Below are 12,156 nucleotides of genomic sequence, written 5' to 3' on the forward strand. Positions count from 1 at the left end.
TCGAGGGATGCAACATGAGTGAAGGAAAGGCGTTTTTGATTTTGCATGGCAAGCAAGCGCTCAACGAAGAAGTGCGGGCGGCCGTTGAGCAACGGCGTGCAGACGGGTGGGAGCTGACGGTGCGCCTGACGTGGGAGGCCGGGGATGCTCAGCGTCTGGTGCGCGAGGCGCTGGATGCAGGCCACACCCGGCTGATTGCGGGCGGTGGCGATGGCACGTTGCGTGATGTCTGTGAGGCCATGGCGCTGGCGGATACCGAGGCCAGCCTGGTGCTGTTGCCGTTGGGTACTGCCAATGACTTTGCCCGGTCTGCCGGTGTTGCGCTCGAGCCCCGTGAAGCCCTGGCACTGCTGGATGTGCCTGCCCGGGCGATTGATCTGGGGGAGGTCGCAGGGCAGTTGTTCTTGAACATGGCCACAGGGGGCTTCGGCAGCCAGGTCACGGCCAATACGTCAGAAGACCTGAAAAAGGTGCTGGGCGGCGCCGCCTACCTGTTTACCGGGCTGTCACGGTTCAGTGAGCTGCATGCTGCATACGCCGAGTTGCAGGGGCCGGACTTTCACTGGAAAGGCCAGTTGCTGGCGCTGGGCATTGGCAATGGTCGCCAGGCGGGCGGCGGGCATGAACTGTGCCCCGAGGCGCTGGCGGATGACGGCTTGCTGGATATCAGTATTTTGCCTGCCCCCCAAGAAGTCATCGGCACCTTGAAAAGCCTTATGGCAGATGGCTGGGGCCTGGATAACCTGTTTGTCCGGGCGCGCTTGCCCTGGGTTGAAATCAAGGCGGCCGAGGGGCTTTCCATGAACCTGGATGGCGAGCCTCTGGAAGGCGACGACCTGCGCTTCACGGTACGCAAGGGCGCTTTGAAGGTTCACCTGCCAGAGGGCTCACCCTTGCTGGGTATGTAAGCGCAGAGGGTGGTTGATGGCTATCCGACATCAAGCTCCCGGAAAGCCGGCCGATAACCTCAGGCATCAGCCCCCACGCTCAGGAGTTATTCATGGCCGGCATTCTCGACACGGTAGACCAGCGAACCCAGTTGGTCGGTGAAAACCGGCTGGAACTTCTAATGTTTCGCCTGGCCGGTCGGCAGTTGTTCGCGATCAACGTGTTCAAGGTGCAAGAAGTCCTGCAACTACCGAAACTGACCCTCATGCCGCACCGCCACCCCCATGTGTGTGGCGTGGTGAACCTGCGCGGTAAAACCCTGCCGGTGATCGACCTGTCCCGGGCGATAGGCATGCGGGCCTTGGTGCCGGGTCCCGACAGTACAATTATCGTTACCGAGTACAACCGCTCGGTGCAGGCGTTTTTGGTGGGCGGGGTGGACCGCATCGTCAATATGAACTGGGAGGCCATCCTGCCGCCGCCCGGCAGTGCAGGGCGCCAGCATTACCTGACCGCCATCAGCACGGTTGATGAGCAACTGGTCGAGATCATCGACGTGGAAAAGGTCCTGGCCGAGATCGTGCCGTACAACGCCAAAGTTTCGCGTGAGAAACTGGCCGACCCGATCTTTGAGCAAGTCCGGGGGCGTGAGGTGCTGCTGGTGGATGACTCCAGCGTTGCTTTGGCGCAGCTGCGCGAAACGCTTTCGCAGCTGGGGGTCAAAATGCACATCGCCAGCGATGGCCTTAAGGCACTGAACATGCTCAAGGGGTGGGCCGACACCGGTCAGGTCATGACCGACAAGTTATTGATGATTTTCACCGATGCCGAAATGCCGGAAATGGACGGTTACCGCCTGACTACCGAGATTCGCAACGACCCGCGTCTGCGCGGTCTGTATGTGGTGCTGCACACTTCGCTGTCCGGCAGCTTCAACGAGTCAATGGTGAAAAAAGTCGGTTGCGACAACTTCTTGTCCAAATTTCAGCCGGACAAGCTGGTGGATGTTGTCCGCCAGCGCCTGGTGCTGGATCAAGTCCCTGCGTGAAACCTCGTGGCTTTGCATTGGAGATCTGCTCGTATACTGTGGCTTTTTTTACCTTGCAGGGAGCATGAGCCATGCTGCGTCTAAGCGCGCTTTACCGTTTTCCACTTAAGTCCGGCAAGGGCGAAAGCCTGCCTCAGGCCCGGCTGGACAAACTGGGCCTGGTCGGTGATCGACGCTGGATGCTGGTGGACGAGGCGAGCGGACGCTTCCTGACACAGCGTGCCGATCCAAAAATGAGCCAGCTGTCGGCGCTGTGGAACGCTGCCGGTGGCTTGACCCTGAATGCCCAGGGCTTTGAGGCGCTGGACGTGGCCGTGCCGGACGTTGATACCGACCTGCGTGGCGTGACCATCTGGCGTGACACCCTGCGGGTGCCCGACGCCGGTGATGCCGCCGCCGACTGGCTAAGCCGTTTTGTCGAAAAGCCGGTGCGCCTGGTGCATGTTCCCCTTGAGCGCGCGCGTACCACTGAGTCGGGTTATGGCCGTGATGATGACAAAGTCGCTTTTGCCGATGGCTACCCGCTTTTGCTGATTGGGCAGGCGTCGCTGGATGACATTTCACACAAGGTCGGACGACCACTGGATATGTTGCGCTTTCGGCCCAACCTGGTGATTGAAGGCAGCGAAGCTTTCGCCGAAGACGGCTGGAAGCGTATCCGCATCGGCGACGTCGAGTTTCGTGTGGTCAAGTCCTGCTCGCGTTGCATCCTGACCACTGTCGATCCGCAGACCGGCGTGCGTGATGAAGCGCGCGAACCGCTTGCGACCCTGATGACTTATCGCAAGCAGGAAGACGGCATCATGTTCGGCCAGAACCTGGTGAATGACGGTAGTGGCGTGCTGGAAGTCGGGATGCCGGTGACAGTTCTGGAGTAGAGCTACAAACCCGGTGGGAGCGAGCCTGCTCGCGAATGGTCTTCGCGAGCAGGCTCGCTCCCACGGTTAAAGTATCTCGGTAGCCGCTACACCCCTCAGCGGCTAAAGAACTTGCGTATTACTGATCATCAAAATACCGCTCATGCCAGTCGACTACCGGCTGTGGGATGTTGAGCTTCTGGCCGTAAATCACCGAATAAGACAGCACGTTCTGCACATACTGACGGGTTTCGTCGAACGGGATGCTTTCGATCCAGACGTCGAAGCCCAGATGGCTGGCGCCTTTGAGCCACTGACGAACGCGGCCAGGCCCTGCGTTGTAAGCCGCTGAAGCCAGTACCCGATTGCCGTTGAACTGGCCATGTACCTGGCTCAGGTAGGCAGCGCCCAGCTGGATGTTCTTGTCGGGGTTCAGCACTTGCTGGGGGGAGCTCAGCGGAATATTGAATTTTCGCGCGGTCTCTTTGGCGGTAGCGGGCATCAACTGCATCAAACCGCTGGCGCCCACGCCGGAGCGGGCGTCATCCATAAAGGCACTTTCCTGACGGGTAATGGCGAAAACCCAGCTGGAATGCAGGCCGCGAACCTTGGCTTCACGCACCAGCGTGTCGCGGTGGGCCATCGGGAAGCGAATGTCCAGGTCATCCCAGTACTGCGCCTGACTGATGGTACGAATAGCCGGGAAATACCACTTCAAGTCGTAGGCCAGTTTGGCTTGGGCGACCATTTCATCGCGGTTGAACAGGCGGCTGACGTAGTACCACTCGCGACGGCCATCAACGATCTGCCCGCGATCATGGAACTCCAGTGCGCGCTGTACACCCGGGGTATTGCGCACTTTTTTGATCAGTTGCGGGCTGAGCATCAGCGGTTTGTTGTTGAGCTGGTAGGGCGATTGCGCGCGGTCAGCTGCCAGGAATCCATAAAAATCACGCTCGTTGGCGACTTTTTTGAACAGCACCAACGCTTGCGGGTTCTTCGGCTCTGCCAGCTCAAGGCTGCGGGCCTGCCAGTAGCGCCAGCGGCTGGTGGTGGCCAGGTCTTGCGGGAGTTTGCGGGTCAGTTGGTAAGCGTCTTCCCAGCGGCCCAGGCGCAGCAGCAGGCGCAGGCGCCATTCGGTGACGGTGTTGTCACGCAGTTCGGGGTCGTATTTGGTCATGATGTCCAGGCCGCGGCTGTCGTAGCGGCGGGCGAACGTCAGGCCTATTTCCCGGGCGATGGCGACTTTTTCGTCGCGCGAGAAATGCATGTTGGTGGCGTAGGTATCGAGCAGGGACGCGGCTTTTTCCGGGTCCTGGCGTGCCAAGCGGCGCAGGCCCAGGCCCACGGCATCAGACATGGCTTCGCTGGCCGGGGCAAAGCGTGAAGGTTGGCTCAGCATGTCGGGCTTTTGCGCTACTTCGATCATCAGCCGGGCTTGCGGGCCGAGGGTGTTCAAGCCGTTGGCCAGTGACGTGGCCAAGGCGTAATTGCGTGCCTCGGCCGCGAGTTTGACCCGCTGCCAGCGCTTTTGCTCGGTCAGTTGGCCTTCGGCGGCCCACTGGCTGAACAGTGCGTCGCAGGCGGCTGGCTGAGCCTTGCCGACCAGCCACAGTTTTTCGGCGCTGGCATAGCCTTCGGCCTTGCGGTTGTGTTGCAGTTCATATTGACCATTGAGGCAGTCAAGCTCAGTGAAATTTAGCTTGGGATCGTAGTACTTTTCGAAAGTGGCCCAGTCACCACGCTCTGACAGCCAGCGCAACCAGCGCAGTTTCATCCAGTTGGCTTGCGGCAGGTCGCCGTGTTCGGCCAGGAACTGTTCGATTTCGGTGTTGCTGGCGGACTTCAGGCGGGCTGTCAGCTCGTCGTAGGCCAGGTACGGCGTCAACGGATAGGCGCGCAGAGCCGCAGCGTTCTGAAAGTAAGGGCCGGAGTCGCCTTTGGCCAAGGCGCGCTTGGCCTGGTCGTAGAGCTGGCGTTGTTGAGTAAGGTCTGCACCGTGGGCGGCTTGCACGGCGCAACTGGTGAGAAGCAGGCAGGATAAAAAGTTGAAGAGACGACTGCGCATGAGGCTTCCGTACAGATGAAAAACGCGACGGGCGCAGGGCATGCCTGCGCTGATTATTCTGTAGCTTAGCCTTTTGCCAGTAGTGCGTGAAAGCCTTGCCGGTCAAGCGGCGCAACTTGGCACTAAATGAAGGGAAGTGGGCGCCGTACAAGAAATACCCGGCCGCCTGAGGGCTCAAATCAGGTAGAATACGCGCCCAGTTTTTGGAGAAGCTCATGACCCTGCTCAAATTCAGCGATGTGTCCCTTGCTTTCGGCTCTATGCCGTTGTTGGACAAGGTGTCCTGGCAGATCGCCCGTGGAGAGCGGGTGTGCATCATCGGCCGCAACGGTACCGGCAAATCCAGCATGATGAAGCTGGTTAAAGGTGATCAAAAACCCGATGACGGCTCTGTTTGGCGCGCGCCCGGCCTCAAGATTGGCGAATTGCCGCAAGAGTTGCCTGTGGCCGACGAACGGACCGTGTTCGACGTTGTGGCCGAAGGCCTGGACGGTGTTGGCGAGTTGCTGGCCCAGTACCATCACCTGAGCCAGAACATCGTGACCGATGCTGACCTGGACAAACTGATGCACGTCCAGCAAGACCTCGAAGCCCGTGATGGCTGGCGTTTGCAGCAACTGGTAGACAGCACCCTGAGCCGTCTGCAATTGCCGGCGGATAAAACCCTCGCCGAATTGTCCGGCGGCTGGCGTCGTCGCGTTCTGTTGGCGCAAGCACTGGTTTCCGAACCGGATCTGCTGCTGCTCGACGAACCGACCAACCACCTGGACATCGGTGCGATCGCGTGGCTGGAAGAAGCCTTGAAGGACTTCCAGGGCGCAGTTTTGTTCATCACGCACGACCGTTCATTCCTGCAAAATCTGGCCACCCGGATTCTGGAACTGGACCGCGGCGGCCTGATTGACTGGAACGGCGACTACGCCAGCTTCCTGGTACACAAGGAAGCCTCCCTGGCCGCGGAAGAAACTGCCAACGCGCTGTTCGACAAGCGTCTGGCCCAGGAAGAAGTGTGGATCCGTCAGGGTATCAAAGCCCGCCGCACCCGTAACGAAGGCCGCGTGCGCGCCCTGAAAGAACTGCGCGTAGAGCGCAGCGAACGTCGCGAGCGTACCGGCAAGGCCAACATCCAGCTGGACACGGCAGACAAGTCCGGCAAGCAAGTGATGGTGCTGGAAAACGTCAGCTTTGCTCACCCGGGTGGTCCGTTCCTGCTCAAGGACTTCTCGATGGTGCTGCAGCGCGGCGACCGTATCGGTCTGCTGGGCGCTAACGGTACCGGTAAAACCACACTGCTCAAGCTGATGCTGGGCGGTCTGGTACCTACCGAGGGTACGGTTGAAGAGGGCACGCGCATTGACGTGGCTTACTTCGATCAGTTGCGTCACCAGCTGGATCTGGAAAAAACCGTTATCGATAACGTGGCTGAAGGCCGCGACTTTATCGATATCGACGGTCAGAGCCGCCATGTACTCAGCTACCTGGGCGACTTCCTGTTCAGCCCTCAGCGTGCCCGCACGCCGGTCAAGGCGCTGTCGGGTGGTGAGCGTGCACGTCTGTTGCTGGCCAAGCTGTTCAGCAAGCCAGCCAACCTGCTGGTGCTCGATGAGCCAACCAACGACCTGGACGTTGAAACCCTGGAGCTGCTTGAAGAGGTCTTGCTGACCTTCAAGGGCACCGTGCTGATGGTCAGTCACGACCGGGCATTCCTCGACAACGTGGTGACCAGCACTCTGGTTTTCCAGGGCGAAGGCAAGGTTCGCGAGTACGTGGGCGGTTATCAGGACTGGCTGCGTCAGGGCGGTTCTCCGCGCCTGCTGGGCGTGACCGAGAGCAAGTCCGGCAAAGCCGACTTGACCTCTGCCGTGGTCGAAGCTGCGCCGGCTCCTGCCGCTGCACAGCCTGCTGCTGGCGCGAAGAAGAAACTCAGCTACAAGTTGCAGCGTGAGCTGGAAGCTTTGCCGGGTGAAATCGACGCGAAAGAACAGGCGATTGCCGCTGTTGAAGCAGAAATGGCTGACTCGGGCTTTTACCAGCTGCCTGCTGCCAAAACCGCTGAAGTGATTGCCAGGCTCGAAAGTTTGCAAGCCGAGCTTGAGCAGCTGGTTGAGCGTTGGGCCGAGCTGGATGCCTGATTGACAACATGCTGAACTGAAAAAGCCCGGCCCTTTAACAAGGTGCCGGGCTTTTTTGTTGTTACATGCAGATAAACTTAGTCAGATTTTTTCAGGCTGACAGCCAGAACGTCGCATGGAGCGCCATGCAGTACGTCGTTGGCGGTGGAGCCCAGCAGCAGTGCCAGGCCGTGACGGCCGTGGCTGCCGACCACGATCAGGTCGCACTTTTGCGCTTTGGCCAGGGCATGGATTTCCTGGCGTGGCTGGCCGTAGTTAAGGTGGCAGTAATCCTTGTGCAGTTGCGGGTACTTGGCGATCAGCCGCTCAAGGCGTTCCTTGGCCTGATCGAACTGTTGCTGCTGCAATTGCGAGAGGTCCATCGGGACGTCGCCGCCAAACGCCATCGCCATCGGCTCAACGATATGGATCAGTGACAATTTGGCACCGTTGGCCTTGGCGCTTTCGCTGGCACGGTTGATCACGGGGTCACAATCATCGGTCAGGTCGACAGCGACCAAAATATGTTCGTAGGGCATGTGGGGTGCTCCTGTAGATGGCGATTAGTTATGAGTATGGCCCTTTTCCAGAGCCTTGGTTCAAGTCCGGGTCACTCGTTTATCAAGTAATGAGAGTACAGATATGACGGTATGGATAGTGGTGTCAATCCTGGCGCTGGTTCTGAGCCCCTTGGCGTGGTTGCGGCCTTCTCGGGGGCAGAGTGGGCGTATGAATCTGCGTATGGAGGCGCGGCGCATGGGGTTGTCCATGCAGCTGGCTCCCCAGGAGTGGCCGCATTGGCTTGAGCCGCAGCCGCCGGCTTCCTGCGCGCAGTACCATCGCCCGCGCCGCAGTACTAAGCCTGATGTTTGGGGCTATTGGCAATCGGCACCGGGAAAATGGCTTAACCGCTGGCAGGAAGAATGCGTGGATGAGCGCCTGCTGACGCAGCTCAAAAAACTGCCGGCCAATGTCTACAAGGTGGAAGCCGACAAGCAGATGATCGTGCTGGTGTGGGGCGAGAAGGGCGATGTCGATAACTTGAAAGCCATCGATGAAGTGCTGAAAGCACTGGCGTAACAGCCTTGCGACCACTACAAAACCTGTGGGAGCGAGCCTGCTCGCGATGCGGACAGCCGATACCATCGCGAGCAAGCTCGCTCGCGCAGGTGAAATGAGTGTTTGAACTGACTGACGGGTCGTTTTGTCATCATTGTTTTGGACAATTGACAAGCGATCGCTTTTCCGTGAAGGTGTGACACCCAAATCAAACGGGCGTATGAATTGAGTGTTTGCCATGTAGGCAGCGCTCCCATAACCCCGATTATCGCGTTGGCGGGTGTGCCTGGTGGATTGGCGTTAGCATTGACGGAACCGTCATTGCCAGCCAGACGCTAGCGTCCGACGTGTACTGTTCAGCTTCCATATCCTGGAGATCAGTTGATGATTTACGAAGGTAAAGCCATCACGGTTACGGCTCTTGAAAGTGGCATCGTCGAACTGAAGTTCGACCTCAAGGGTGAGTCCGTCAACAAGTTCAACCGTCTAACCCTGAACGAATTGCGTCAGGCAGTGGATGCGATCAAGGCAGACGCTTCGGTCAAAGGTGTCATCGTTTCCAGTGGTAAAGACGTCTTTATCGTCGGCGCCGACATCACCGAATTCGTCGAAAACTTCAAGTTGCCGGATGCCGAGCTGATCGCGGGCAACCTCGAAGCCAACAAAATCTTCAGCGATTTCGAAGACCTCAACGTACCTACCGTCGCGGCCATCAATGGCATCGCGTTGGGTGGCGGCCTGGAAATGTGCCTGGCAGCGGACTTCCGCGTCATGGCTGACAGCGCCAAAATCGGCCTGCCGGAAGTCAAGCTGGGCATCTACCCTGGCTTTGGCGGCACCGTACGTCTGCCGCGCCTGATCGGCGTTGATAACGCTGTTGAGTGGATTGCTTCCGGCAAGGAAAACCGCGCCGAAGACGCACTGAAAGTCAGTGCCGTAGATGCTGTGGTAACAGCTGACAAGCTGGGCGCTGCCGCGCTGGACATGATTAAGCGCGCCATCAGCGGCGAGCTGGACTACAAGGCCAAGCGTCAACCCAAGCTTGAAAAGCTCAAGCTCAACGCCATTGAGCAGATGATGGCTTTCGAAACCGCCAAAGGTTTCGTTGCCGGCCAGGCGGGCCCGAACTACCCGGCGCCGGTTGAAGCGATCAAGACCATCCAGAAAGCCGCGAACTTCGGTCGTGACAAGGCGCTGGAAGTGGAAGCCGCCGGTTTCGCCAAACTGGCCAAGACCTCAGCTTCGCAATGCCTGATCGGCTTGTTCCTGAACGATCAGGAACTGAAGAAAAAAGCCAAGATCTACGACAAGATCGCCAAAGACGTGAAGCAGGCCGCCGTACTGGGCGCAGGCATCATGGGTGGGGGTATTGCCTATCAGTCGGCCTCCAAAGGTACGCCGATCCTGATGAAAGACATCAACGAACACGGCATCGAGCAGGGTCTGGCAGAAGCCGCCAAACTGCTGGTCGGTCGCGTTGATAAAGGTCGCATGACTCCGGCAAAAATGGCCGAAGTGCTTAACGGCATTCGTCCTACCTTGTCGTACGGCGATTTCGGCAACGTCGACCTGGTGGTCGAAGCTGTGGTCGAGAACCCGAAGGTCAAGCAAGCCGTACTGGCGGAAGTGGAAAATCACGTCCGTGAAGACGCCATCCTGGCATCCAACACATCGACCATTTCCATCAGCTTGCTGGCCAAGGCCCTCAAGCGTCCGGAAAACTTCGTCGGCATGCACTTCTTCAACCCGGTGCACATGATGCCGCTGGTTGAAGTGATTCGTGGCGAGAAGTCCAGCGACCTGGCCGTTGCAACCACCGTTGCCTACGCCAAGAAAATGGGCAAAAACCCGATCGTGGTCAACGACTGCCCGGGCTTTTTGGTCAACCGCGTGCTGTTCCCGTACTTCGGCGGTTTCGCCAGACTGGTCAGCGCCGGTGTCGACTTCGTGCGCATCGACAAAGTGATGGAAAAATTCGGCTGGCCGATGGGCCCGGCGTACCTGATGGACGTGGTCGGCATCGACACCGGCCACCACGGTCGTGACGTGATGGCTGAAGGCTTTCCTGATCGCATGAAAGACGACCGTCGTTCGGCGATTGACGCTCTGTACGAGGCCAAGCGCCTGGGTCAGAAGAACGGCAAGGGCTTCTACGCCTACGAAGAAGACAAGCGCGGCAAGCAGAAGAAAATCGTTGATTCGAGCGTGCTTGAAGTCCTCAAGCCTATCGTCTACGAGCAGCGCGATGTGACCGACGAAGACATCATCAACTGGATGATGATCCCGCTGTGTCTGGAAACCGTGCGTTGCCTGGAAGACGGCATCGTTGAAACCGCAGCCGAGGCCGATATGGGTCTGGTCTACGGTATTGGCTTCCCGCTGTTCCGTGGCGGCGCTCTGCGCTACATCGATTCGATCGGTGTTGCAGAGTTCGTGGCCCTGGCTGATCAGTACGCTGAACTGGGCGCGCTGTACCACCCGACTGCGAAGCTGCGTGAAATGGCCAAAAACGGCCAGAGCTTCTTCGGTTAAGCGCCCCATTAGAGTGAGAGTGAAATTATGAGCTTGAATCCTAGAGACGTGGTGATTGTAGACTTCGGTCGCACCCCGATGGGCCGCTCCAAGGGTGGCATGCACCGCAACACCCGTGCTGAAGACATGTCTGCGCACCTGATCAGCAAAGTGCTGGAGCGCAACAGCAAGGTCGACCCGAGCGAAGTGGAAGACGTGATCTGGGGCTGCGTAAACCAGACCCTGGAGCAGGGCTGGAACATCGCGCGCATGGCGTCGCTGATGACCCAGATCCCGCACACCTCTGCAGCGCAGACCGTGAGCCGTCTGTGCGGTTCGTCCATGAGCGCCCTGCACACTGCTGCACAAGCGATCATGACCGGCAACGGTGACGTGTTCGTGGTTGGCGGCGTCGAGCATATGGGCCACGTGAGCATGATGCACGGCGTTGACCCTAACCCGCATATGTCGCTGTACGCGGCAAAAGCCTCGGGCATGATGGGTTTGACCGCTGAAATGCTGGGCAAGATGCATGGCATCACCCGTGAGCAGCAGGATGCATTTGCTGTGCGTTCTCACCAGCTCGCCCACAAGGCGACGGTAGAAGGCAAGTTCAAGGATGAAATCATCCCGATGCAGGGTTACGACGAAAACGGCTTCCTTAAAGTTTTCGACTACGATGAAACCATTCGTCCAGATACCACCCTGGAAAGCCTGGCGGCGTTGAAACCTGCGTTCAACCCTAAAGGCGGTACCGTGACGGCGGGCACTTCGTCGCAAATCACCGATGGCGCTTCGTGCATGATCGTGATGTCGGCCCAGCGTGCAAAAGACTTGGGTCTTGAGCCGCTGGCAGTGATCCGCTCGATGGCAGTTGCCGGTGTGGACCCTGCGATCATGGGCTATGGTCCAGTACCGGCTACGCAAAAAGCGCTGAAGCGTGCGGGCTTGAATATGGCCGATATCGACTTCATCGAGCTCAACGAAGCTTTCGCTGCACAGGCCCTGCCAGTGCTGAAAGATCTGAAAGTGCTCGACAAGATGAATGAGAAGGTTAACCTGCACGGCGGTGCCATAGCACTGGGTCACCCATTTGGTTGTTCGGGTGCGCGTATTTCCGGCACTTTGCTCAATGTAATGAAGCAAAATGGCGGCACTTTCGGGTTGTCCACCATGTGCATTGGTCTTGGCCAGGGCATTGCCACCGTCTTCGAACGCGTCTAAGCGTTGCGTTGATGGAAGCCGGGGCCTTGTGCCCCGGTTTTTGTTTTTAAGCGTGTTTATTTTTTTTATTTGCAGAGGGGCCGCAACATGCCGCTACAACCTGGGCTCTATCAGCACTACAAAGGTCCGCAATATCGGGTATTCAGCGTGGCTCGCCACTCCGAAACCGAAGAGGATGTAGTGTTTTATCAAGCCCTGTATGGCGATTACGGCTTTTGGGTACGCCCGCTGAGCATGTTTCTGGAGTCGGTCATCGTCGAGGGCGAACAGGTCCCGCGCTTTGCACTGATTCAGGTCGAACCCAGCCTTTTTTCCCGGCCATAAGGCAAGGTCGCGCAGAACCCTGTGCTTGACCTCACCTTGTAGCCACTATATATAGCGGTGCCGCGT

At 58.5% G+C, this 12,156-nt stretch carries 10 protein-coding genes; 8 read left to right on the forward strand and 2 right to left on the reverse strand.

All coding sequences use genetic code 11. The features are described from left to right. Positions 1-14 precede the first annotated feature (14 nt). The 3 genes from yegS (at position 15) to BLW11_RS10875 (ending at position 2,814) form a co-directional block, all read left to right on the forward strand. Positions 15-908: a lipid kinase YegS gene (gene yegS / locus BLW11_RS10865; RefSeq protein WP_048358721.1), complete on the forward strand. Its 894-nt coding sequence runs from the start codon at positions 15-17 to the stop codon at positions 906-908. 92 nt (positions 909-1,000) lie between these two features. Further along, positions 1,001-1,936 carry a chemotaxis protein CheV gene (locus BLW11_RS10870; RefSeq protein WP_048358720.1) on the forward strand — a complete coding sequence of 312 codons (936 nt, stop codon included), beginning with the start codon at positions 1,001-1,003 and terminating at the stop codon, positions 1,934-1,936. Positions 1,937-2,007: 71 nt separating this feature from the next. Further along, complete coding sequence (locus tag BLW11_RS10875) at positions 2,008-2,814, forward strand: MOSC domain-containing protein (protein ID WP_048358719.1); 807 nt, start codon at positions 2,008-2,010, stop codon at positions 2,812-2,814. Between the two features lie 118 nt (positions 2,815-2,932). Here the strand turns inward: BLW11_RS10875 and BLW11_RS10880 are convergent, their stop codons facing one another. Continuing rightward, positions 2,933-4,861 (reverse strand): transglycosylase SLT domain-containing protein, encoded by a 1,929-nt coding sequence (locus BLW11_RS10880; protein WP_048358718.1) that lies wholly within the window; start codon positions 4,859-4,861, stop codon positions 2,933-2,935. A gap of 215 nt (positions 4,862-5,076) precedes the next feature. Here BLW11_RS10880 and BLW11_RS10885 point away from each other — a divergent pair, with 215 nt between their 5' ends. After that, complete coding sequence (locus BLW11_RS10885) at positions 5,077-6,993, forward strand: ATP-binding cassette domain-containing protein (RefSeq protein WP_048358717.1); 1,917 nt, start codon at positions 5,077-5,079, stop codon at positions 6,991-6,993. A 77-nt stretch (positions 6,994-7,070) separates the two neighbouring features. On the opposite strand, the gene BLW11_RS10890 is transcribed toward BLW11_RS10885, so the two are convergent. After that, the gene (locus tag BLW11_RS10890) at positions 7,071-7,511 is read right to left on the reverse strand and encodes a universal stress protein (RefSeq protein ID WP_048358716.1); all 441 of its coding nucleotides are present in this window, start codon (positions 7,509-7,511) and stop codon (positions 7,071-7,073) included. A 103-nt stretch (positions 7,512-7,614) separates the two neighbouring features. On the opposite strand from BLW11_RS10890, the gene BLW11_RS10895 reads away from it, so the two are divergent. The 4 genes from BLW11_RS10895 to BLW11_RS10910 all read left to right on the forward strand — a co-directional run bounded on the left by BLW11_RS10895 (position 7,615) and on the right by BLW11_RS10910 (position 12,090). Beyond that, complete coding sequence (locus BLW11_RS10895) at positions 7,615-8,052, forward strand: hypothetical protein (protein ID WP_048358715.1); 438 nt, start codon at positions 7,615-7,617, stop codon at positions 8,050-8,052. 363 nt (positions 8,053-8,415) lie between these two features. Beyond that, positions 8,416-10,563 carry a fatty acid oxidation complex subunit alpha FadB gene (gene fadB / locus BLW11_RS10900; protein ID WP_048358714.1) on the forward strand — a complete coding sequence of 716 codons (2,148 nt, stop codon included), beginning with the start codon at positions 8,416-8,418 and terminating at the stop codon, positions 10,561-10,563. Between the two features lie 27 nt (positions 10,564-10,590). After that, a complete protein-coding gene (fadA, locus tag BLW11_RS10905; RefSeq protein ID WP_048358713.1) occupies positions 10,591-11,766 on the forward strand; it encodes an acetyl-CoA C-acyltransferase FadA in 1,176 nt (391 codons plus the stop codon). Between the two features lie 87 nt (positions 11,767-11,853). Further along, on the forward strand, positions 11,854-12,090 hold the full coding sequence (locus tag BLW11_RS10910; RefSeq protein WP_048358712.1) for a DUF1653 domain-containing protein: 237 nt from the start codon (positions 11,854-11,856) through the stop codon (positions 12,088-12,090). Positions 12,091-12,156 lie beyond the last annotated feature (66 nt).

The organism is Pseudomonas deceptionensis (genome assembly GCF_900106095.1).
GTDB lineage: Bacteria > Pseudomonadota > Gammaproteobacteria > Pseudomonadales > Pseudomonadaceae > Aquipseudomonas > Aquipseudomonas deceptionensis.

Bases quoted from the DNA above. Each gene is read 5' to 3' on its own strand.
- yegS (WP_048358721.1), top strand. From the start codon at position 15: ATGAGTGAAGGAAAGGCGTTTTTGATTTTGCATGGCAAGCAAGCGCTC.
- BLW11_RS10870 (WP_048358720.1), top strand. From the start codon at position 1,001: ATGGCCGGCATTCTCGACACGGTAGACCAGCGAACCCAGTTGGTCGGT.
- BLW11_RS10875 (WP_048358719.1), top strand. From the start codon at position 2,008: ATGCTGCGTCTAAGCGCGCTTTACCGTTTTCCACTTAAGTCCGGCAAG.
- BLW11_RS10880 (WP_048358718.1), bottom strand. From the start codon at position 4,861: ATGCGCAGTCGTCTCTTCAACTTTTTATCCTGCCTGCTTCTCACCAGT.
- BLW11_RS10885 (WP_048358717.1), top strand. From the start codon at position 5,077: ATGACCCTGCTCAAATTCAGCGATGTGTCCCTTGCTTTCGGCTCTATG.
- BLW11_RS10890 (WP_048358716.1), bottom strand. From the start codon at position 7,511: ATGCCCTACGAACATATTTTGGTCGCTGTCGACCTGACCGATGATTGT.
- BLW11_RS10895 (WP_048358715.1), top strand. From the start codon at position 7,615: ATGACGGTATGGATAGTGGTGTCAATCCTGGCGCTGGTTCTGAGCCCC.
- fadB (WP_048358714.1), top strand. From the start codon at position 8,416: ATGATTTACGAAGGTAAAGCCATCACGGTTACGGCTCTTGAAAGTGGC.
- fadA (WP_048358713.1), top strand. From the start codon at position 10,591: ATGAGCTTGAATCCTAGAGACGTGGTGATTGTAGACTTCGGTCGCACC.
- BLW11_RS10910 (WP_048358712.1), top strand. From the start codon at position 11,854: ATGCCGCTACAACCTGGGCTCTATCAGCACTACAAAGGTCCGCAATAT.